Below are 21913 nucleotides of genomic sequence, written 5' to 3'. Positions count from 1 at the left end.
TTGTTTTCATTGGCACATAGTTTAAGCTTTTTTCAGGCTTTTGCCTATGTGCGAATCATTTCCTTGAGTCGTCCATTGTTATACACAGTCAGTCCCAGCTTGAAAAGATGCCTTTATTTTAAAAAGCTGAAATGTGCCTAGTCTTTAAGCAATTGAAAAGCATAAAAAAGAATAATTTTATCGAAAATAGATCAATCGGCTTAGTGAATAGGTAGTCGAGAAAAATGTTGCGCTATTGGCGGCGTGTGGTTGAGCGTTAGAGTACCTTCTTTTTTTGAAATTGACCATCAGGTTCATTTTGAGCAGGGTGCTGCAACTGATGAATCAGATCGGGGTGGATATTTGTGCTCACTCATCAGGTAGAGGACGAGTCAAAAAAATATTGAATATGTCATAACGAATAACCTGATGACTCATCATCTATTTTTGATTTGTACTATAATTCTTCTTTTTTAATCCTCTGGATTATTTCTCCTGTGATGTCCTTACTTGCTCAATATTTTGCACAGCAACAATTTTGCGTATTGGTTGAATACTTAAGCGCACACCAAGCCCAGTGGTCTGTCAAAACTGAATTTGTAGGCTTTCCTGCGGCTATGACTCTGGCTGATCGAGTGCATGCGGATGACGATGAAGCGCCTTTGCAAGTCGCCAAACAGTATCCGCAAGAGATTGAGAAAGTCATTCACTTTTCGGGGAAGGCACGTGATATACAAGACTTTGAGCAGTTTTTGCAAGATGCAAAAACACAGGGTCAAAAGAACTTGTTGCTCTTAACGGGTGATAAATTAAAACAGCACCGCCATAGCCACGACCTAGAACCGCGGACACGTTATTTGGAGTCTGTGAATGCTGTCATGGAAGCCAAACGCCAAGGCAGTTTTCATATTGGTGTCGCGTTTAATCCGTTTAAATATGCTGAAGCGGAAAAAGAGGCGCAATATTTAAAACTGCATAAAAAAATGAAAGCAGGGGCCGATTATGTGATTACCCAATTGGGCTATGACATGACTGCTTTACAAGATGCACATGCATTTTTAGCGCGGCATCAGTATGCGCTGAAAATTTTAGCTTGCGTCATGCCACTGACCTTGGCACGGGCCAAGTTTATGCTGAAACATAAAGTGGCTGGCATTGTGATCACCCCGCATATGTTGCAGGTGTTGCAACAGGAAAAAGAACAGGGTTTAAGTGATCGCGTTTATGTGCGCTGCGCATTACAGATTCTAATGTGTCGACATTTGGGTTTTGCGGGGGTGCATTTATCGGCTTGCCATCAGCCTGAAGAACAAAGCTTACTGGAAAGCTATATTGAAGAATATCGGCACTTGAGTTTTGCTGAGTGTGAACGACTTTGGAATTCGCTTTGGCAGGTGCAAACCGGTACAGAGTTTCATCCGAAGCTGACTTATTATTCACGGCGTGCGACCTCAAGTCAGATTATTAAATACCAACATCTGCATCTGATGCATGATGCTTTATTTGAATCTAAATTGGCCAAAGGAATGGGGCGGTTTATTTTTAATTTTAATGTTTGGGATCGCTCGCGTGCCAAACAAGCGTTACTGAAAACAGAACATTTGAGTAAGCATGCGGTGGTGGGCTGTGAAAGTTGCGGTCAATGCCGTTTAGGCGAGACTCTGTATATTTGCCCAGAAACTTGCCCCAAAGGCTTGGCCAATGGGCCCTGTGGTGGAACCAGCTTAGACCGTTGTGAATTTGGTGATCGTGAATGCATTCATTCAGTCAAAGCACGCTTAGCCAAAGCCGTTGGACAAACCAAGATATTAAAAGAAAAGCTGATTCCGACCGTGTCGATTGCGGTGCGTGGAACCAGCTCTTGGAAAAATTGGTATGTGGAGGCTGCGGGCTAAAATCAGCTGTCCTGATCCATGGCATTGGAATAGAACTTTTGTCCGAGTTTGATCCGTTCGCGGCCTTGGCTCATGCGCCAGCGGTTGCTATCCCGCAGTGAATACACGCAGCCACAGTACTCTTGTTGATAAAATTCTTCACGTTTGCTGATGTCCAGCATGCGTACCGCACCGCCATGCTTGCGCCAGTTATAGTCCCAGTAGTGAATGCCTGCATAATGTGAAGCAGAACGGTGGCCGCACTCATTGATCTGTTGCATATTCTTCCAACGGGAAATACCGAGAGAGCTGCTGATTAGGCTAAAGCCATGTTCTGCTGCATATAATGCTGTACGTTCAAAACGCATATCAAAACACATGGTGCAACGAATGCCTTTCTCTGGTTCATTTTCCATACCTTTGGCACGTGCAAACCAGTTGTCTGTGTCGTAATCACAGTCAATAAATGGAATATGATGTTTTTCTGCAAAGCGAATATTTTCTTCTTTGCGAATCAGATATTCCTTTACAGGGTGAATGTTGGGGTTATAGAAAAAGATGGAAAAATCGATACCTGATTCAATCAGGGTTTCCATGACTTCACCTGAGCAAGGTGCACAGCAGGAATGCAAGAGCAGTTTGTCATGACCTGTGGGGAGGCTAAGTTTCTGACGTTCGAGCTTCGACATATTGAATGATTTTTATCTATTTAAACCTGACAGTTTAAAACGTCTAACGAGCGGATTAGCGGCGATTGGATGAAGAATTCTCAGGATGAGCTGATGAATTTTCATGATTAAAATCGACTTTGGCCGATGATTAAGACCTGTATTGAGCGCTGAAGATGAGTAGAGAGAGAACATTTGAGAGGCCCAAACTTGCATAATGGAGCGAGATTCGTCATCATTTACACAAAGGGTGTTTAACAGTTGTGTTAGATAGGTATTCGTTGAAGGCGGGCCACTTCAACAGCAAGAAAGAGAGTATCTAGCTGTGCTTCATTTTTTTACTACGCCTTCCAATAAGGAATTGGAGTGTCGTCATAACTTTCAGTATGAGACCGATATGCGTTTGATCCAACGCTGTAAATTCCTTGAAGATCAAGATGAGAAAAAAGCCATTCAACATCTTTTAAAAGAACGGGGTTATACCAAAGCTGAAATTTTAAAGCTCACCATTGATAGTTAAATCTAAGATTTAAAAAAAGCTTCCTAGTCGGAAGCTTTTTTGTTTTTACATGTTCTATTTGGCATCGCACCAGTTTGAGAGACAAGTGACTTTGACTCGATGTTTACAAAATGCTTCACGTGGAACATAAAAAAGCCCGAAGACTAGGATTATGAGAAGTTTACTCGCCAGTGCTTTATGTTTTTTAAGCGCTTTAACCTGCTCAATTTGGATAGAAGATCAGAATCATCAGTTCTCAATATTTGAGCTGAATTTAACTCAGGTACAAGAGCATGCTGCTTACTGTTAAATGATTTCACTATATCAAAGTCGATAGATCACGAGCGTTCGATGCATAGCCACGAGTTAAATAGGACGGTTGGTGGGCTGGATTCGGTCTTTGTATCTCTTAAAAACTGAAGGAATCACGCTTTAACCTAGGCATGACCAAGAGATAGCTTTGAAAGGCACCTACAGTTATAAAACAAAGCCTTACTTCCATTGGTACTGATGCATGGATCATGAAGATTATGAATTTGAATGTTTAAATTTTTCACTCTCTGTAAATGGGGCAAGTATTTTCGTTGCAGGTCATAGATATTAAAATGAAATAAACTAATTAAGTCTAAATTAAAGTGAGAAAAAATAATTCAATGTGGCTTTTATCGGTTAAGCTATACCGTATTCATCCAGATTAAAAATTGGGCCGCGCCAGATGTTAGAACTCCGCCATTTAAAAACCTTAACCGCTTTAAGAGAGCATGGCTCATTGGTGGCTGCTGCAGGAGACCTATGCTTAACGCCTTCAGCTTTGTCGCACCAGTTGCGTGAGTTAGACCAGTGGTTTGGGGTTGAAGTGGTGAACCGTCGTAGCCGTCCCGTTAGCTTTTCTAATGTGGGACAGCGTTTATTAAAACTGGCTGATGAAGTATTGCCGCAGGTACAAATTGCACAAAGCGACATCACCCGTATTGTGCATGGTCAAACTGGACGTATTACTTTTTCCTCAGAGTGTCATAGCTGTTTCGATTGGTTAATGCCGTTGTTAAATCAATATCGCCAACAGTATCCCGATGTTGATCTGGACTTCGCTTCAGGTTTTGAGGCCAATCCGCATGAGTTATTGCAGACAGGTGAATTTGATTTATTGATTACGGCCGACCCGATTGCATTAAAAGGGGTAGAGTATTTCCCGATTTTTGAGTATGAATCGCGTTTGGTTTTATCCAATACCCATCCTTTGGTTCGTGCCAAAGATATTACCGTGCAAGAACTTGCAGAAGAAACCTTGGTGACCTATCCAGTGGATAAGCACCGTTTAGATATTATGTCGCGTCTCTTTATTCCGGCCAATATCCTGCCGAAACAGATCCGCACCACCGACCTCACCCAAATGCTGATTCAGCTGGTAGCCAGTGGGCGTGGCATAGGGGCATTACCCGATTGGGTGGTGAACGAATATGAACAGAAGGGTTGGGTGACTTCGCGGCGTTTGGACTGCGTAGCGCCTGAAGGTTTACGTCGGACTCTCTATGCAGGCTATCGTACTGAGGAAAAAGAGAAGGATTATTTCGAAGGCTTTTTAAAACAACTGGATAAATTTGCCAAGAAAAGAACGCAATATTATATCTAGTTGCTCTTGTTTTAAGGAGGGGGGCAGTGTTGCTGCATCCTCCTTTTTTGAACCTATCAGCGCTTGTTATTTTTTGTGAAAAATGTGGCTCAGTGCTATAATTGCGCGCCTGATAATTTATCAACTTTTAAACACTGATCATGATGATGCAACTCCACGTATCCCGCTTGAATATGAGCTTGGTTGATCAAGAATTATCAGCTATAGAGCGCATTCCTGCGATGCAACGCCGACGCTTATCGCGTTTGGCAAAGCTGGCTTTGAATAGCGCAATGCAGACTTTAGCCACCCAGCATGCCGATTATATTGTTTGGGTGTCGCAATATGGCGATGAAGCAAAAACCCTGAATATTTTGGCAGATGTGTTAAGCGAGCAAACCCCTTCACCGACTCAATTTTCAACGTCGGTGCATAATGCTATTTCAGGTTTATATTCTATTTTATGTCAGGATGCGACACCTGCGACCAGTTTGGCGGGTTCGTGGAATGATGGACTGATTGAAGCCTATGCGTGGCTAAAAACAAGGCCAGAAGCTCGTCAGGTTTTGCTGGTGTATTATGATGAAGCCTTGCCAGACATTTATGCCGAGCATCAGCCATTTGCTGCTTTTGCGATGGCAGCGATGATTTCATTAGCGCCTGCCAACTTGATGTTGACGCCAAAGCATACGGATGCAACGCCAGCCTATCAGCAGGCTTTAGCATTTAATACGTTTTGGACTAATCCTGAGCAAACTGAATCAGAAGCGTGGACGAAATGCTGAAATTAAATCGGATCAAGCAACAAGCCAACTATGTTTGGCGCGTTGGGGCGACAGGATTTAGCTTTGCCAGCTTTGGCTTGGGCGGTGTGGCGATTGGTGGTTTGGTTGCGCCGCTGGTCAAGCTGAGCTCAGCAGACCTTGAGCTTCGCAAGCAGCGCACTCAAAAGGTGATTAAGCACAGTTTTAAAGGTTTCACCGAAATGATGGTGAAACTGGGCATTATGACCTATACGGTTGAAGGTTTAGAGAAATTACAAAACAGTCAACAAGAGTTGGTCATTGCCAATCATCCGACACTGATTGACGTGGTGGTTTTAATTGGTTTAATGGAACAAGCAAACTGCGTGGTCAAGCAGGCGCTGTGGTCAAATCCATTTACCAAAGGCCCTGTACAAAGCGCAGGCTATATTTTAAATGCAGGTTCCGAACAATTTATTCAGGACTGCGTACACAAATTACAGCAGGATCATGCGGCGTCCTTGTTGATCTTTCCTGAAGGGACGCGGACAGCAAAAGGTGAGCAACTGAATGATTTTCAGCGTGGTGCGGCCAATATTGCTTTGCGTGCTGGTGTGCCGATTCGCCCTGTGCTGATTAGCTGCACGCCATCGACCCTGACTAAAAATGAAAAGTGGTATCACATTCCAGAACAGCCTTTTCATATCCATGTGAAAGTGTTGGATGCGATCCGAGTGGAAGACGTATTGGATGATGTAGCGGTCAATCCCAAAAATGTGCGTCAATTAAATCAACAATTACAGTGGTTTTTTAACCAAGAGTTATCCCTAAATGAGCAATCTTGCTGATGAATTAAAGCAAATGATTATTGATGTCCTCGCCCTTGAAGACATCCATATTGAAGATATTGATACAGACGCGCCTTTGTTTGGTGAAGGTCTGGGTTTGGACTCGATTGATGCTTTAGAACTGGGTTTGGCATTGAAAAAGCGCTATGGCATTCATCTAAATGCAGAGTCCGCAGAAACCAAAGAACATTTTAAATCAATTCAAAGCTTAGTGGCTTTGGTTGAAGCACAGAAAACAGCATAAGAGGTTGCTATGCTTGCACAAGAAACCGTGTTAGAAAAATTACGTGAGTGGATGGAAGAGCTGTTTGAAATTGCACCTGAAGATGTGCAGTTAGAATCAAACCTAGCTTCAGACCTCGATGTCGACAGTATTGATGCCATTGATTTGGTCGTAAAAATTAAAGAGCTGACAGGTAAACAAGTTAATCCTGAAACCCCAACCTTGGCAAGGTCACCGAGATTTATGCCATTAAATGATGTTAACTATAAGTATATGATTTAATTGATTGTGTGTGGTTTTTAGTGGGGTGAAATTTTTAGCAATTTAGATCATTTAAGGGTATTTTGGTCACTTCATATTGGAAATTTTAGTCTATAAAAGTCACCTGTATTTTGGTGCGAATTTTCATGAGAAACAACAACTTTATATAATTTAATATAATGATTGTTGATCCTCATGAAAATTTTTTATATTCAATTCAATAAATGAATATTATGCTCAATCCTATTTTGGATCATCTGGAGAGTCTCTGTTTGAATTTGTCCAGGTAATAGATTATGAGCGATATTGCTGAATCGGATTGCAACCTTACAAATCGAGCCAATAATTTCATCGACTTCTTGGACACAAAGTTCCGCTTCCTGAGTACCAAGTTTTACAAGAGCTTGTCGAGGAATATCCAGTGCCTCACCCATGATATCCATTTGATGATATCCACCTGGCCCTTCACAGAAAGTAACATCATAGGCAGGGGAGAGTTTCCATTGCCCATTTTGGGACATCAGAAATGAAAAGTTTTTGCAATGATCATCTCGATTATTGAAGACTACATTGAAAACAGCTCGCTTGAATGCAATTGCTTTTTCGCGAACATCATTGGTGCAAAAGTGTGCAGCGCGAAGAAAATTACTGTAGTCTAAACTCCCCGGTGATTTAAAATCAGCTCCGGTGAAGGCAGCTAAACTTTGCATAGGGACACGCATACCATCATGGCGGTCAAATCTTTTTGATGCAAATGCGGTTAATCCATTCGGAAGAGTAAAATATTGAGTGTCAGGGGTGTCAATATCACAATGACGTAAACATTCTGCATAAACAGCTTCAATTGCACAAACTTCAGGATGCTCTTGCTGAGCTGGAAATTTGATCAGCCAGGCTTCATGTTGATATGAGCTAACTGTTGAGAATTCGTTGGTGACAGGATCACGATAGACGAGCGCTTTTGGCCTTGCACCTTGTGGAGATCCACCCATAATTAATAAGTGCTGTAAAAATTCTGCACCTTCTCCTTTGAGAACTTCCTGAACTTCTTGAGCGAGTTTAATCAGTGGAATATTTTCAGTTAATGCTAACTCAGGTGCTGAAGGTTCAAAGGATAATGCCCCCATTGCATGTGTATTAATATACGTGAGTCTTTCTAATGGCCCAATCCGTGCTGGATTGAGTCCATTTTTTTTAAATAAGCGATCCATAAGAAGCATGCCCCAACCATCGGGCAAGGCATCATATATAGGACCTGGCAATCCCATTTGATGTGTAGGAAAGTTCGTTCTTAATGAGTCACCTTTTAATGGAAGTAGGTAAGAGGAAAGTTCTAAACCTTTACTGATCGCTTCTGCACTGTATTCAAAGGCAATTAATGGCCGACCTGTGATTGCGGTTGAGGAGACCAGTGTACCCCAAAGCCAATATTCACCCCATCCATTGTAGTAAACATTAAGTTTTTTGAGCATGGACTTATTTCCTTTTGATACGTTGGCGAGCCGTATTGCTCTCATAGCGGAGAATGTCATTTACACTGTTTAAATGAGGTTTGAAGAGTTCCTCTAATTCTTTTAATCGGCCCAATACCATGGCAACGCGTACTAAATTTTCAAATGAAACATTTCGACCAGCTTCCAGATTAGATACTGTATTCACGCTAATACCAGCACGTGTAGCGACGTCTGCCTGAGTCATTTCCAGATAAAGTCGTTCTTTGCGAAGCCTTTCACATAATAAAGTAACAATCTCTTCAGGTTTTTTGAAGTTTAAATCCATAATATTGGGTCTTATATGTATATATGTATATTAAACCACAAAATAATGGATTTATATAAATAAACCATTTGATGTAAGGAAGGTGCTTAATTGGCCTGATTAGATTTAATTAGACTAAAGAAGTCTAATTAGACATTTACGAGTCTAACAACTTGCTTTAAGTTCAATTAGTTTCGCGTGATGTAGCGAGAAACCTGGATTTGCTATCAGTTCAATGTGGAATATCTGACACAAGTGGTCTGGAGCAATGAGGTCGATGGGCAGCGCTTTGCCTTGCCTGTTACCTTAATTCAGTACCGATTCACAATTTATTCATCATATTCTGAAAATATTTCTTCAATTTCATCCTACTGCGGCAATTTATACTTTTTTATTCACTTCGAATTGTAAACCAATACTGCAAATTCTTGTTTAAATGATCATTAAATTTTGTGCTAACTTGGACAGACATTATTTGGCTAGTGGGACAAACAGTTATTACTCTTTAAGATGATTAATTTTACCACTCATGGTTGGAAGTCTATATTAAATCATTACAGGAATGACTGGTAAACCACGAATAAGAATGCGTGGTAAACTTATCCAATAATTTGCATTAAAGATGAGAAACGATCATTAGATACATCAGTAGTTTGAATACCCCAAGTGCTTTTGCATCTTTATACTTGAAAGAGAACTTGATTCGCTCTTCCTCCTCATTCAGGCTAAAATTTTCTGCCCGTAATGTTAAATCCTGTAATGTCTTTTTGAGCTCTATCTTGCTCTGCTGAGAGAGTTCTAGATGAAGATATTTCTTGGGAAATAAGCTATGAATAAAAGAAAGAAGTTTCTTCAGTTGCCGTTTTTCATTCAGTTCAAAAATTAACTGGGCTGAATTGGGCTGAACTTTTTCAAGATAAATTGAGTAGATCGTATGAAGCTGTTTTTTGTATTTACTTTGTACATTTGCATAACGCTCCTGAACATGTTGAATGACCTTTTTTTCCTCCTGATTGGTTGGCAACATGGTGACCAATGCATTCGGAGTTTTCCTTAAAAAATCTGTGGTAAATAACCTCGATGATTTTTTTTGGTTTACACAGGAGGTTTTCAAATGCTGGGCTCTAGCACGTAATTTTTGCGCGATTTGCAAAGGAATGGCTTTAGGTAACATAAGGTCTTGTTCTTTTTCTACTGCAAGAATGTGATGCAATAATTCAAAAGTCATCTCTGAGTCATGAGCTCCTAGCATCAGTGAATCAGGCGATTTCTGTTGTTCTGGTTGATATTGATGATCATGTTGCCTGTAACGGTCTTTAGTGAGTTGATCAAATAAAAACTGTTTGATCGCCCGTTGCTGAACAGGATATTTAATAGCATCATCATGTTTCAGAATATTAAAATAGGCTTCTTTAGGAAGCGGGCTGTGCATTTGATTCAGCTGGTAGCTAATTGCTAGATGCATTAAATGCAGATAGCTTGAACAAGTGGTTTCAGGCGTTAGGTGCCCGGCAAAATGAGAAAGTGCATACCAGGTTTGCTGAGTATTTCTGTTTCGCAACAATGCATAACGGATACGTAATTGCTCATGTGGGCTATAGTCAGTAAATGCATCTGCAAGTGTTGAGTTTTTTAAAATCAGGTAAAGATGATTAAATGCAGAATGGCGCAGACTATGGTAAGTAAAATTGTGTTCTCCAAAAACTGGCTGGATCAATTGTTTCAATAGGGAATTCACTTCATTTTCATGAGTTTCTTCTAAGGACTGTTTTAAAAATAGCGGTTGTGCAACTGATTTTCCTTGTTCTTTTAGCAGACGTTTTCTATTCTGACTATATGTTTTAAATGCATGTAATTCGTCGGCTTTAAGTAGATGATGCAGGGGAATCTTGCGGTAAGCTGAGTAGCTTTTTTGATTTTTATTGCGATTGTTGCGAATGGTGAGTATCACAGCATCTTCACTAATAAATAGATCACGTACGAAGATATTCAATGTTTCATTGATCCGTAGTCCGACTCTGAACCCCAGAATAAAAATCAGTTTAAATATATTTTTATCCTGAATCGAAATATCTTGAGTATTTTCGAGCTGCTCTAGCATGTGGTAAAAAATATGGGGCGAGATCAATGCGGTTCTGCAGATTTTTACTTGGATTAAACTATCCAGATCCACAGTGGGCGCGTTAAAAAATAATGTCTGTTTGTGATGAAACTCCTGTAGACGTTTTTGTAAAGTCTCTCTAGTTGTTTCTTTCTTTAATAAAAGCATTTCTCCATACATATCTTCAAAATCGGCATTTGAAAATGATGAAATGTCTTTGTCTTGCGTTGCCATCAGCCAATCGATGGCAAACTGTGAAAACATGGTATTTAGAGAGCTTTGCTTAATAGGTTGAAAATCTGCACGTATAAGCTTGCGCTCAAATCGTTTCTGTTGTTGGATAATTTGATTTAAGCAGTTTAATTGAGTCTCTGTTAATTTGGAACGTAGGATGGTCCACAGCAACAAACGCTCTAAGGCAGGAGACAGTTCTCTGGAATATAACCCTATGAGTTGATCTTTATAGTTTTTTGCACGAATGGCTTGACGTATTTCTACAAGAGTTTCTGCTATATCTGATGCGATATTGACTCTAGAGTGGTTCTGATGGTTTTCACAAGTATTCTCAACTTTAATGTTATTGGTGTGCTTTTGTTCAAACTGAACAAAATAAGCTTCTAATTGTTTTTCGAGAGGACTGGAACTGTAAATTTCATTTTTTAGGATACAAATGGACATTTGATCCAGTCCGCTGTTTTTCAGGAACTGTGTATAGTAAAAACCGTATTTTAACAGGTCTTTACAACGTACCTTTTCCTCAGGGAAGCATTCAATAATACAAGCGTTAATCAGATGTTCTGCATCTTCAATATCCGAAAATAAATCAAACTTTTGATGTTTAAGTCTGTAGATCCAGCATTTCACAATGTCGTGTAGCACAAACGTTTTTGTATAGCTGACTGAAAAATCAGGGTCATTTATACGCTGATTACCGAAATTCCGGTTCGGGATTTCGAGTGTTACCATATGATTTAGGTTTAAAAAACTTCGAAATTTCTTTGTTTTTAAAATGATTTTTAAAAAAAATTGCAATTCGGCATGGTTATAAATGCCATTAAATAATATTGAACTGATCAAACAAAAGCCAAGAGATTGGGTGGGACTGAAGTCATTTCGTTTTGTCCAGTAAGCAATCATATTTTGGGCAAATTGAGTAACTTTTTTACCATGTTTTAAGGTTTCAATATTTTGTAGTGGCAGAGACCTTTCGTACCTTACGGGAGCGGCAGGCACTGGATAGTACTGATTCGATGAAAGATTAAAGCGCTTGATATATTTAGCAAATTCTATACGGGCCATCTGATAGCTACGGATGTTTGACTTACAGTGTTCTAAAAGCTGATTATCAACTTGACGACAAATTTCCGAATAGTTCTCAGGCGTCAGCTCTATACATTTCTCACTAAACAAGTTCAGAAGAAATGCTTTGTTTTTTCTATGCTTTTTTATTCTTTTGAGGGAGTGTGGGTGTTTACTCATTCAATCAGGAACCCGTTAAATGTAGACATACTTTTAAGCTTTAAGAGTCCGACCAGCTTGTCTTGCGCTGCTCGAATGTGATCGTAATCGGTTGCCTGAAAACCCGAATAGCGGTCAAAAAGTTCCTGCATGGGCCCATCGTGACCAAAGATGCCATTCAGCATATCTTCATCGCAGTGCTGTGCAAAAAAATAGCGAGCGAAATGGCGAGTCCAATTGCGCTGCAAAACTATATTTGGACTGTTCTTTTCAATATCAGCAAGCTCTAAATTTCGGATATATCCTTCAGTCTTGGGATATACAAGAAAGGGGCATTGACCATCAAAGATTTCTTGAATTAATGCTGTTTTTACTTGGTTAGCACAAGCCTTCATAAGGTGCTGAAATTGTTTTAAATAATTCAGATAAGACTGTATTTCATCACGAAGAAAATTATTAAATGGTAGGTAGCGTCCAATGGTACCCGAATAACGTTGTTCTTTATCTGCAACAGCCACCAAACAGTTGTCGAGATCAAGATAATCGAGATTCGGGGGAAAGGCTTCATTTGGTCGGGCAGATGTCATAATCATGCAAACGTACCATAGCCAAATTGAATAATATTTCAGTGTTTTGAAAGGGTTAGGGTTTCCCCGAACTTGCTTGTCAAGCTGTTTAAAAAAGGATTTAACCAGAGGCAGGTCTGGCGTTTGCTGACTACCGAAAGTAACAGGGGATTCAAAGTCTTCGATATAACTAGTGTCGAGCTGCTTGCAAACCAGATAAAGTGTTTGGCTATAAATATCGAGGATATCAACAATTTTCATTGAATAGTAATGGCTTGGGGTGTAGCTATTAACGTTTTCTCCACTAAGTAATTTACTTTCCAATTCATATCCGAGTTCATTCAACGTGATATCGCTGATTAAACGAGGAAGGTTTCGAGCTGTTAAATGAAAAGTAAGGCCGTCACTGATTCTACGTAAGTATTCTTGTACATCTGAAGTAATATCAGCTTTATCCCACTTTTTTAGTTGAAAAATCTGATCAAAATAAACTTTGGGTAAGGGGATGGTAAAAGAATTTCCTTTATTCAGCATATATTTTTTTAATAAAGCATCTTTAAATTTAGAGTTATCAAAACTTTGCCGAAAATAGAAGTTTTCAGGGCTAAAAGTAATTTCTTTTCTTTTTGAACTCAGACGGAAATTTTTCCGAAATACTAATAGCTCTTTATAATGTGTCAAACTGAGTACTGAAAATAAAAGTAAGGCATGAATTGGAGAGGTTTTTGCCTGTTCAAACAAAATTCGCATAATATGCTGTGCGGTAGGCAAATCCAAGACACGAGGATTTGACTTGCTCATTAACTGATTCTTGTTTTGATGCAGAACTTTGTTCTTAAGATTATTGACCTGAGCTGTAATAGAGTATTGCTCAAGAGGATTAAATTCAAAATTATGATCTTCAACTTTTTCTATAGTTTTATCTTCGCGTGGTTGTTTAGCTGTACCTTGTTCAAAATGAGTCTGATACGTTTGTTCATCATCGAGAGATATTCTTGATATCTTTTGAACATCAGTTTGAGGAGCTTCTTTGGCACCTGAACTGCTTTGGCGATTTCGTTTTAAACGTTCAGACTGAGTAAAGACATATTGATAGATGACACGTAGATTTGCCAGCTGGCCAATTTGTTTTTCATCTAAATTTGGTGTGGAGCGGTTAAGTAACTCTCTATTCTTAGTTTCTTCTTGGTTTAGAAATTCAAGCAGATCCTTTAATTCTATAGGAAGAGGAGCTAAGAAATTGTAAAGCCAATAGTATTCTTGCTTTGTACTAGCTAAACGAAAACGTCTACAGAGGTTAGCTACAGTGGCTGCATGTTCTTTGCTATCAAGCAATTCAATACATTGAGTATTAAAAATGGCCCATTTCAGGGCATTAGCTTGATATGCTGAAGGCGTATTAATGACTGCAATAAGATAATGAACGAGAGGATATTCACTGATTGATTGTTCTACAAGTTTTTGATTTATAATATTGTTAAGTTCAATAATTTTAGTAGGTTTAATGAACTCATTGAGTTTGATTGAATTTTGAAAACTTTCTAGCTTTGCTTCTGCTAGTGTTTGATAGAATTCTCGAAACGGCTCAAGCTTTAATTCTTGAGTATCTTCTAAGTAACTATATCCGTTCATGATGATATTCCAGCCAGAATTTTTTCTAATGAAAGTGGACCAGCATAATTTGAAATAGGACTTACTGGACTTTTGGATTTAGACAGCCCTGATAATTCTCGTAGATGATTGATAGTTAGAACTTCCTGACCGAAAACTTCCTGAAGATGTGCGGCTAAGTATTGTTCATTTAGCCAATGTGCGATGATATCTAAGCCATGAATTGAGTGATGTAATCCGGAACATAGTAATGCCTTTACTTCGCTTAAAGCCATGATGGTGAATTCGTAGGAATTATTTTTTTCATAAGCTCTAAACGTAAATTCAGTTTTATACTTATTGTAAAAATAAGCATAGATCCAGCTGAAATGACTACTAAAAAAATAGTGATCAGCTTTGTCTGTTGTCAGAAGAGGAATTTCGATATTCTGTTTAAAAGTTAAATTCAAGTGATAGTTTTGCTGTTTCTCATTAAGCTGAAAAAATAGAGCAATCCAGATTTGGTAGGCATGCATACATTTTGGATAACACATTAATTGTAAGTTTTTTGAAGATACACGATGACTTTTAATAGCTTTTTTTTTATAGACATATGCTGATGTCTCCCCATATTTATGCCAAGTGGCTGAAAAATAAGCTATAATATTCACGTATTTTTTATAGGAGAGTCAATGGTCGCGCACCCTATATTGTGTTGTTAAATTGTAAATTTCACTATATATAGTGTTTTTAATCTTTTTAGCGGTAATTAAAACCCTATTGAATTATGTTTTTAGTAAATATTTAGAATATTTAAGTTGGATTTACAAGGAATTGCATATAGAGATCAAAGAACTGAAACAGGTAGAAGTCATTACTGAACCGTACCGGGTTTGTCGGAGACTTTTTTATTTAAGTTAGGCCACCTGACCTAACGGGTTAATCTTATCATAGTACATTGCTTCAAACTCAAAAGGCGATACATAACCCAGTGCACTGTGTACACGCTTTTTATTGAACCAATCTACCCAGTTTAGTGTCGCAAGTTGTACATCTGCTAAACCTTGCCAATCTGCTTTTAGATATTCAATCACCTCTGTTTTGTATAAGCCATTCACCGTTTCAGCCAAAGCATTATCGTATGAATCACCAGTCGTACCGACTGATGCTCGTAAATTTGCTGCTTCTAAACGATTGGTATAGCGAATGGAAAGATATTGCACACCTCTGTCGGAATGATGAATCACATTCTTTGGCATGCCTCGATCGTGCAATGCTTGCTCAAGTGCATCGAGTACCATATCTGTATTCATCCGTGTAGATACTTTCCATCCAACAATTGCTCGTGAGAACACATCAATAATAAAGGCGGTATAGACCCAGCCTGAATTTGTTTGAATATAGGTAAAGTCACTGACCTGAGATACCGTCTTGGTAGTCAATCAGGTTTTGAGATTATTCGACCACTAAATAATCTCTTTGATAGGCAGTCTGATGTTTTAAAACGCCATAACACAGATGTATAAGCTTGCGCATTGCAGCACCTAAAGCACACATTTTATTTTTACCCTGGCTTAATAATCGTTGATATAAAGCTTCAATGTGTGGATTATATTTAATCGCTGTTAATGCCGACATATACAATACTGAGCGTATTTTACTGTCACCTGCTTTTGATAAGTGACTTTGCTTGTTGACTGAACTGCCAGACAACTGATGTACTGGAACCAAACCTACATATGCAGCAGCTTGACTTGCTTTTTCAAACTTGTGCGAATGAAATAACCCCAACAGTAATAAGCCTGATCGTTCACCGATTGAAGGAATAGTTTGCAGTAATTTCAAATCCTGTTTCAATGTTGGATCTTGATCTATGTGATTATTTATTAACTTATCAATATGTTCAAGTTGCTGATTTAAATACTCAATATTCTCTTCAAGTAATTTAATCACAACAACGGAGGTATGAGTGGACTGCGCCTTTTCAAGTCGATTCTTTTCCTGCAATAGACTACCTAGATAGACATCTCGTCTACCTAGTAAAGCTTTTAATAATCTGACATTTTCAGGTTCAGGCTGCCATATGATTAACTTTGCGGTGTAACCATAACGTGAAAGAGCTTCACTATCAGCTTTATCCGTTTTATTTAGCATGGACATGCCTTTGGCAAAGGCTCTTACTCGTGAAGGATTAGCCACACAAACCTTTACACCTGCATCATATAGATAATATCCCAAATTCTCGTGATAAACCGAAGTCGCTTCCATGATTGCTGTCACTTGATCAGGTTCAATTTTAAGAGTGATGAGCCATTTGAGCAGACTGCCAAAGCCACTTTCTGTATTAGTAAATATTTTATTTTTTCTTTTTCCAGTCAAACCTTGAGGGAAAATGCAACAATCTATTTTGGTTTTACTGACATCAATACCTAGCATAATCATGGTGATATTCCTTGAGTTTAAGCTATGATTTTTATCCCATTAACCATCATCTTACCTTGTGAATACAGCATCAAAGTGCTTAGTTGCCGTTCAGAGTTGTATGAGGGATAAGGGCAAATTGTAGGTTTTATCTCAGGTTCAAATTTAAGATTTTAGCAGCACTCCAAACTCTACAATTTGCGTATAGTGGTAGCTAATCACTATATCAATCAAGATACAAGAAGCATTGCTTCGCAAGGGTCAGGATGATCAGCACTAAAATTGCGTTTCACCAAGTCATCTGCTCGTTTTTGATCCTCTCGGCTACGGGTAGTTTGTTTATTCTTACCACGCCAAACACCTTGTATACCTAGTTTTTGCATCAATCGAGCAACTGTACAGCGAGCAATAACATAGCCTTCACGTTTCAATTTTTGCCAGACTTTACGTACACCATACCGACCTGAACTTTCTTTCCAAATTCGTTGAATTTGTTCAGCATGATGCTCATCATGTAGATCTCGTTTCGCTCGATGTTCTGGATTGTCAGCGAGATCTAAAGTTCGGTAATAGGTTGAAGCTGCGATCGGTAAAATCCTACAAATCGCATCAACACCATATAAGTCTTTATTGTTATGGATGAAATCCACCATTATTTGTGTGGGCGGTCGAGCTCCGCCTGGGCGAAAAAAGCGGCTGCTTTACGTAGAATTTCATTGGCACGCTTTAATTCTTTAATTTCACGTTCCATTTGCTTCATTTTTTCTTGATCAGATATCTGTTGTACTTTAATAGGATTTTGCTGATCTAAATGCTTTTGATGCCAGGCACGAAGTGTTTCAGGAGTACAACCAATCTTAGGCGCAATTGCTGTGATTGCAGCCCAAGTAGAAGGATAATCTTTTTCAGATTCAATCAATAATTGAACCGCTCTTTCTCTGATTTCAGGGGTATATTTTAATTTTGTCATCGGGATAGTCTCTCAGAATATTGACTCTCCGACAAACCCGGTACGGTTCAGCCTGGTCAATATCACGATTTAGTAGAAACCAAACCTTTAATTGAAGATGTTGATTTTCAAGCATTACTGGCTGATAAAGCATTTGATGCAGATTGGCTCATCAAAGAACTCAATGAACGTAAAGTGAAAGTGGTGATCCCACCCAAATCTAATCGAAAAGTAATGAGAGCCTTTGATACGACTATGTATAAATGGCGTCATCTCATTGAAAACTATTTCTGTAAGTTAAAAGAATTTAAACGTATAGCGATGTGTAGTTGTAAAACAGATATGAGTTTTGAAGCCATGATTCAATTTTGCGCGAGTTTAATTAACTCTCTGTAATTCTCAACAGACCCTAATAGAGAGCCTGTAAATAAATTTCAGTAGTTTTATCATTTATTAGGGATGATGGAATTCAACTTTATTTTTTGTCAGGCTTCTTTAGCGAATTCATTTAAAGGCTATTTATTCACTTTTCATAATAAAAGTGCTCAGATAGATATCCTATCGCTCGTATTGTGAAGAAATTATCTTATAAGATTTGACTTCAAAAATTACATATCGCGCTCTAAAGTCAAGTCTTTAAAATGAGCACTGTGCAATATAAAAATCATTCAAATGCACTAAAAAACAGTTTGTGAGAGAGGAATAGTAGATGAATACACGATCTACCATTATGGATACCAATAGCTTCCGTGCCGAGCATGCGAGTGCACTAGATTCTGAAACCCGAAAACTGACCGATCGACGTAGCCAAAATTTAGGTGAATCTTACCGCTTGTTTTATCGAAACCCAGTGCATCTTGTAAAAGGGCAAGGACAATACCTTTGGGATGCTGCAGGCAATCAATACTTGGATGCTTATAACAATGTCGCTAGTATAGGACATTGCCATCCTGCGGTCATCAATGCTGTCAATGAACAAATGCAAATGTTGAATACACATACTCGTTATTTACATGAGCGCATTTTAGATTATACCGACGAGCTTTTAGCGACCACACCGACTGAAATTAACAAAGCCATGTATATGTGTACGGGTTCTGAGGCGAATGATTTGGCTATTCGTATTGCCCGTGAATACAGTGGTGGTACGGGCATTATTGTGTCTCAAGAAGCCTATCATGGTACTAGTGATCTTACTTCGGGCTGTTCGCCTGCGCTTGGTACAGGACAGACCTTAGCTGCTACAACTCGTTTGGTGTCAGCACCTGATCAATATCGTTTTGAGGGTGAAGATTTAGGTGACTGGTTCGCCGCGCAAATTCAAGCACAAATTGATGATATGAATGCCAATGGCATCAAGTTTGCGGGCTTCTTAGCCGATTCCATTTTTTCATCAGATGGGGTAATGCCAAATCCTATTGGTTTCCTGAAAAAAGCAGTGGATGTGGTGCATGCCAATGGTGGTATTTTCATTGCTGATGAAGTACAGCCGGGTTTTGCTCGTACAGGCGATTCTTTCTGGGGTTTTGGGCGTCATGGTGTGGTGCCCGACATCATTACCACAGGCAAGCCGATGGGCAATGGTATTCCAGTATCAGGTTTACTCGCGAAAGATCATGTGTTGTCTGCCTTTAGTCAAAAAATCCCTTATTTCAATACCTTTGGGGGGAATCCTGTGGCGATGGCAGCGGCGCAGGCCGTGCTGAAAACTATTCAAGAAGAAGAGTTACAAGCCCATAGTCAGCGCCTTGGTGGTCTGCTTTTGACAGAATTGCGTAAGCTGATGGAAAAGTATGACTGTGTTGGTGATGTGCGTGGTGCTGGTTTATTTATTGGTTTCGAATTGGTACAAGATCGTTTCACCAAAATGCCTGATAAAGCTCTGGCATTGGATTTGATTGAAGAATTGCGTAATACGCATCGTGTACTGACCTCTGTTGCGGGACCATATGGCAATGTCTTGAAGTTACGTCCACCATTGGTGTTCCAAGAAAAGGATATTGATTGGTTGGTTGGGGCGTTGGATCAAGCCTTAAGTAAACTGCAAAAATAAACTTAAATGTCATACATATTTAACCCCGCTCATTGAGCGGGGTTTCTTTTTTATTGATGTCTTACCGCTTAATGTCGTAATTGGCGCGGCGTACAGCCAAACCAACGCTTGAATGCACGGGAAAAGGCACTGACTTCGGAATAGCCTAATAAAAATGCTACTTCAGAAATCGGTAAATTCTTCTGTTGAATATAGTGTTTGGCCAGTTCATAACGAACTTGATCAATTAGTTGAGTAAAGGTGATGTCGTGTGATTTTAAGCGCCGTGATAAGGTACATGGACTCATATGTAAATCTAGTGCAACTTTTTCCAAATTAGGTTCACCATGAATCAAATCTTGCTGAATGTGCGCACGGACTTGATTGGTTAAACTTTGTGACTGCGATTGCGTATTCAGAATTTTTAAAGTGTCGAGCATCATGGTGAGCAGCAACGGGTCTGACTGTGGCATTGCGGTTTTAAGGTCTGATTTGGCAATCAAAATTGAATTGAATGGCTGATCAAAAAACACTGATGCATTAAACAGTTTACTGTGTTCTTGCCAAAACTCGGGACGTGGGTGTTCAAAATGAATTTCGCGTGGTGAATAGTGTGTGCCCAAGACTTCACGAATTACATTCATAAACATGCCCACTGTGAGTTCGGCATCTTGTCGTCGCGATAAAATTGCACCATGCTGGACTTGGTAGTCGAAACGGTAGGCATCATTGACTTCAACCATACGGCATAAAGTATCTTTTTGATGCAGATTAAAATGCGAGGTCATGTTCTTTAATGCATCTTCCAGCGATGCTGAACATAAACCAATATAGCCAATCAGTCCTAAGGCTTTGGGATGAAATTGCTGCCCATAATGCAGTCCGAAATTATCGCAATGTGATAGTTTTGCGGATTGTTCCAAGACTTCGCAATAATTGGTGAGTTGCAAACTGAGGGTCGGGCTGAGCAATAATTCAGGATTAATACCACTGATCCCAAAAATGCGATCGACATCGGCACCTTTATGCAGAATAAAGTCACTCAGGCCTGTCGCGGCAGCTGATAAAATGCCTTGATTGCTGATGTCTTGAGCGTTGATGGATAGAGGATTAAATTGAATCATGCATAGCCTCTTTTAATACAGAACCGATATTGTTCTAAATTAAGCAAGAGCTATGCCATTCAATGTTTTTACGGTTTGATACTGCCTACAGGTATTTTTTTATATACCTGCTGGAATCTGGTTGTTAAGATATTTTTTGCAAAGTCGCACAGTTTCATCCGACCATTGCGCTCCCAAACTTTTGGCCATGTCGGTATAGGCATGTGAACCGAACCAAGCCATCAATTGGATTCTACGTTGCATAATAAAGGTGGGAATCAACGCATACTCTTCTCCACTCACATGCCCAATTTTTTCATAACCATTCAACCATTGTTCGACCCACTTGGGTGCAGCAGTATAGTGTTCATTAAAACTAATTGCTGCCGCTAAGTCATGCATAAACCAGCCCATGCCGCAGTCGTCAAAGTCAATCACACCAACCTTTTTTTCATTCAACAACAGATTGGTCAGTCTGAGATCAGCATGGATCAGCCCATAGCGATCTTTGGACTTCCCAAATTGATTTAGCTCGGTGGCAACACGGCAAATTGCCTCATCAATCACGGCATGATCTACCGATTTTAACTGTGGGGCATGACGCCAGTCACCCCAATGTCCATCGGCAAAAACCATACTTTCATGATCCCAAACAATACGTTGGAAGTCGGCGGGCATCTCCCATGTTTTACTGTGCAGGTGCAGTTGTGCTGTGATTTCACCCAACTGCTTAAAATCACATGGATCGACATTATCTGCTGTAGGCATCACACCTTTTACCCAATGAAACAGCACTGCATGCCTTGAAATATCTGGGCTGAGTGCCAATGTTTGGACTTTATCTCCATGACAGTCGGCAATGGCAATCGGCACCGCGATGCCATGCGCATTTAACGCATCTAACCATGCTAGTTCACTTTCGATTTGTTGTTTGGAATGATAATTGGGACGATGAATGCGTAGTGCATATTGTTGTTGAGCGGTTTTCACAACAAAGGTGGCATTTTCAGATTGGCAGAGTAATTTGATCTCGCCTTGATAGCATGCTGGATAGGTTTGCATGGCTTTTTTTGCCAATTCGTAGAGTTGTTGAATGCTTAAATATTCATTTTGTTGGACGCTCATGTTGTACTCCTTTTCATGCTGATCTTGGGTGCGGAGTCCCAGACTTTGAGCTGATCTTATAAAAGAAAAAAAAGAGCAACTTGACTTCAAGCGACTATGCTCA

16 protein-coding genes, 4 pseudogenes and 1 other annotated feature are annotated in these 21913 nt (G+C 39.5%); of the genes and pseudogenes, 9 read left to right on the top strand and 11 right to left on the bottom strand.

The genetic code is table 11. The annotated features are described in order from the left end of the window. Nucleotides 1-479 precede the first annotated feature (479 nt). Nucleotides 480-1874: a methylenetetrahydrofolate reductase C-terminal domain-containing protein gene (locus AC4CU2_RS16785; protein ID WP_490769131.1), complete on the top strand. Its 1395-nt coding sequence runs from the start codon at nucleotides 480-482 to the stop codon at nucleotides 1872-1874. Nucleotides 1875-1876: 2 nt separating this feature from the next. Here the strand turns inward: AC4CU2_RS16785 and AC4CU2_RS16780 are convergent, their stop codons facing one another. Then, nucleotides 1877-2542 (bottom strand): epoxyqueuosine reductase QueH, encoded by a 666-nt coding sequence (locus AC4CU2_RS16780; RefSeq protein WP_010325597.1) that lies wholly within the window; start codon nucleotides 2540-2542, stop codon nucleotides 1877-1879. 376 nt (nucleotides 2543-2918) lie between these two features. Between AC4CU2_RS16780 and AC4CU2_RS16775 the strand changes: the two genes are divergently transcribed. The 6 genes and pseudogenes from AC4CU2_RS16775 to AC4CU2_RS16750 form a co-directional block, all read left to right on the top strand. Then, complete coding sequence (locus AC4CU2_RS16775; RefSeq protein WP_265733404.1) at nucleotides 2919-3041, top strand: hypothetical protein; 123 nt, start codon at nucleotides 2919-2921, stop codon at nucleotides 3039-3041. Nucleotides 3042-3735: 694 nt separating this feature from the next. Then, complete coding sequence (locus tag AC4CU2_RS16770; RefSeq protein WP_004684302.1) at nucleotides 3736-4653, top strand: LysR family transcriptional regulator; 918 nt, start codon at nucleotides 3736-3738, stop codon at nucleotides 4651-4653. Between the two features lie 143 nt (nucleotides 4654-4796). Further along, a complete protein-coding gene (locus tag AC4CU2_RS16765) occupies nucleotides 4797-5417 on the top strand; it encodes a beta-ketoacyl synthase chain length factor (RefSeq protein ID WP_201707180.1) in 621 nt (206 codons plus the stop codon). Next, on the top strand, nucleotides 5411-6223 hold the full coding sequence (locus AC4CU2_RS16760) for a lysophospholipid acyltransferase family protein (protein ID WP_490769130.1): 813 nt from the start codon (nucleotides 5411-5413) through the stop codon (nucleotides 6221-6223). The genes AC4CU2_RS16765 and AC4CU2_RS16760 overlap by 7 nt, the downstream gene beginning before the upstream one ends. Beyond that, nucleotides 6207-6467: a phosphopantetheine-binding protein gene (locus tag AC4CU2_RS16755; protein ID WP_490769129.1), complete on the top strand. Its 261-nt coding sequence runs from the start codon at nucleotides 6207-6209 to the stop codon at nucleotides 6465-6467. The genes AC4CU2_RS16760 and AC4CU2_RS16755 overlap by 17 nt, the downstream gene beginning before the upstream one ends. A 9-nt stretch (nucleotides 6468-6476) precedes the next feature. Then, nucleotides 6477-6659, top strand: a pseudogene (locus AC4CU2_RS16750) (acyl carrier protein); the annotation flags it as partial. A gap of 260 nt (nucleotides 6660-6919) precedes the next feature. Here the strand turns inward: AC4CU2_RS16750 and AC4CU2_RS16745 are convergent. From AC4CU2_RS16745 to AC4CU2_RS16710, 8 genes and pseudogenes are all read right to left on the bottom strand, one after another. Beyond that, nucleotides 6920-8179 carry a type II toxin-antitoxin system HipA family toxin gene (locus AC4CU2_RS16745; protein WP_125274152.1) on the bottom strand — a complete coding sequence of 420 codons (1260 nt, stop codon included), beginning with the start codon at nucleotides 8177-8179 and terminating at the stop codon, nucleotides 6920-6922. A 4-nt stretch (nucleotides 8180-8183) separates the two neighbouring features. Further along, nucleotides 8184-8486, bottom strand: a complete 303-nt coding sequence (locus tag AC4CU2_RS16740) for a helix-turn-helix transcriptional regulator (RefSeq protein WP_044431308.1) — start codon at nucleotides 8484-8486, stop codon at nucleotides 8184-8186. 595 nt (nucleotides 8487-9081) lie between these two features. Then, on the bottom strand, nucleotides 9082-12045 hold the full coding sequence (locus AC4CU2_RS16735; protein WP_096911474.1) for a tyrosine-type recombinase/integrase: 2964 nt from the start codon (nucleotides 12043-12045) through the stop codon (nucleotides 9082-9084). Continuing rightward, a complete protein-coding gene (locus AC4CU2_RS16730) occupies nucleotides 12042-14222 on the bottom strand; it encodes a hypothetical protein (protein ID WP_096911473.1) in 2181 nt (726 codons plus the stop codon). Before AC4CU2_RS16730 ends, AC4CU2_RS16735 begins: the two co-directional genes overlap by 4 nt. Continuing rightward, complete coding sequence (locus AC4CU2_RS16725) at nucleotides 14219-14851, bottom strand: hypothetical protein (RefSeq protein WP_227518639.1); 633 nt, start codon at nucleotides 14849-14851, stop codon at nucleotides 14219-14221. The genes AC4CU2_RS16730 and AC4CU2_RS16725 overlap by 4 nt, the downstream gene beginning before the upstream one ends. A 246-nt stretch (nucleotides 14852-15097) precedes the next feature. Next, nucleotides 15098-15598 (bottom strand): annotated as a pseudogene (locus AC4CU2_RS16720) (IS3-like element ISAba18 family transposase); the annotation flags it as partial. 37 nt (nucleotides 15599-15635) lie between these two features. After that, nucleotides 15636-16622, bottom strand: coding sequence for an IS110 family RNA-guided transposase (locus AC4CU2_RS16715; RefSeq protein WP_096911503.1), 987 nt, complete (start codon nucleotides 16620-16622; stop codon nucleotides 15636-15638). A gap of 239 nt (nucleotides 16623-16861) precedes the next feature. Then, nucleotides 16862-17571, bottom strand: a pseudogene (locus AC4CU2_RS16710) (IS3 family transposase); the annotation flags it as partial. Further along, nucleotides 17180-17296, bottom strand: a sequence feature (AL1L pseudoknot). (Overlaps the previous pseudogene by 117 nt.) A 45-nt stretch (nucleotides 17572-17616) precedes the next feature. On the opposite strand from AC4CU2_RS16710, the pseudogene AC4CU2_RS16705 reads away from it, so the two are divergent. Both AC4CU2_RS16705 and AC4CU2_RS16700 read left to right on the top strand, forming a co-directional pair. Continuing rightward, nucleotides 17617-17946: pseudogene (locus AC4CU2_RS16705) on the top strand (transposase); the annotation flags it as partial. Nucleotides 17947-18259: 313 nt separating this feature from the next. Beyond that, nucleotides 18260-19603, top strand: coding sequence for an aspartate aminotransferase family protein (locus tag AC4CU2_RS16700; RefSeq protein ID WP_096911423.1), 1344 nt, complete (start codon nucleotides 18260-18262; stop codon nucleotides 19601-19603). 68 nt (nucleotides 19604-19671) lie between these two features. Here the strand turns inward: AC4CU2_RS16700 and qhpR are convergent, their stop codons facing one another. Continuing rightward, nucleotides 19672-20706: an AraC-like transcriptional regulator QhpR gene (gene qhpR, locus AC4CU2_RS16695; RefSeq protein ID WP_004681105.1), complete on the bottom strand. Its 1035-nt coding sequence runs from the start codon at nucleotides 20704-20706 to the stop codon at nucleotides 19672-19674. 99 nt (nucleotides 20707-20805) lie between these two features. Beyond that, the gene (locus AC4CU2_RS16690) at nucleotides 20806-21810 is read right to left on the bottom strand and encodes a phosphotransferase enzyme family protein (RefSeq protein ID WP_096911424.1); all 1005 of its coding nucleotides are present in this window, start codon (nucleotides 21808-21810) and stop codon (nucleotides 20806-20808) included. Nucleotides 21811-21913: the final 103 nt, after the last annotated feature.

Source organism: Acinetobacter sp. 797_lipA, from assembly GCF_058243025.1.
Note: the sequence above shows the minus strand (reverse complement) of the source record. Positions and strands in the feature narration are given on the sequence as shown.

Coding starts and splice junctions, on each gene's coding strand:
- AC4CU2_RS16770 (WP_004684302.1), top strand. CDS start 3,736: ATGTTAGAACTCCGCCATTTAAAAACCTTAACCGCTTTAAGAGAGCAT.
- AC4CU2_RS16735 (WP_096911474.1), bottom strand. CDS start 12,045: ATGAGTAAACACCCACACTCCCTCAAAAGAATAAAAAAGCATAGAAAA.
- AC4CU2_RS16715 (WP_096911503.1), bottom strand. CDS start 16,622: ATGATTATGCTAGGTATTGATGTCAGTAAAACCAAAATAGATTGTTGC.
- AC4CU2_RS16690 (WP_096911424.1), bottom strand. CDS start 21,810: ATGAGCGTCCAACAAAATGAATATTTAAGCATTCAACAACTCTACGAA.
- AC4CU2_RS16730 (WP_096911473.1), bottom strand. CDS start 14,222: ATGAACGGATATAGTTACTTAGAAGATACTCAAGAATTAAAGCTTGAG.
- AC4CU2_RS16780 (WP_010325597.1), bottom strand. CDS start 2,542: ATGTCGAAGCTCGAACGTCAGAAACTTAGCCTCCCCACAGGTCATGAC.
- AC4CU2_RS16700 (WP_096911423.1), top strand. CDS start 18,260: ATGAATACACGATCTACCATTATGGATACCAATAGCTTCCGTGCCGAG.
- AC4CU2_RS16745 (WP_125274152.1), bottom strand. CDS start 8,179: ATGCTCAAAAAACTTAATGTTTACTACAATGGATGGGGTGAATATTGG.
- AC4CU2_RS16765 (WP_201707180.1), top strand. CDS start 4,797: ATGATGCAACTCCACGTATCCCGCTTGAATATGAGCTTGGTTGATCAA.
- AC4CU2_RS16755 (WP_490769129.1), top strand. CDS start 6,207: ATGAGCAATCTTGCTGATGAATTAAAGCAAATGATTATTGATGTCCTC.
- AC4CU2_RS16775 (WP_265733404.1), top strand. CDS start 2,919: ATGCGTTTGATCCAACGCTGTAAATTCCTTGAAGATCAAGATGAGAAA.
- AC4CU2_RS16740 (WP_044431308.1), bottom strand. CDS start 8,486: ATGGATTTAAACTTCAAAAAACCTGAAGAGATTGTTACTTTATTATGT.
- AC4CU2_RS16785 (WP_490769131.1), top strand. CDS start 480: ATGTCCTTACTTGCTCAATATTTTGCACAGCAACAATTTTGCGTATTG.
- qhpR (WP_004681105.1), bottom strand. CDS start 20,706: ATGATTCAATTTAATCCTCTATCCATCAACGCTCAAGACATCAGCAAT.
- AC4CU2_RS16760 (WP_490769130.1), top strand. CDS start 5,411: ATGCTGAAATTAAATCGGATCAAGCAACAAGCCAACTATGTTTGGCGC.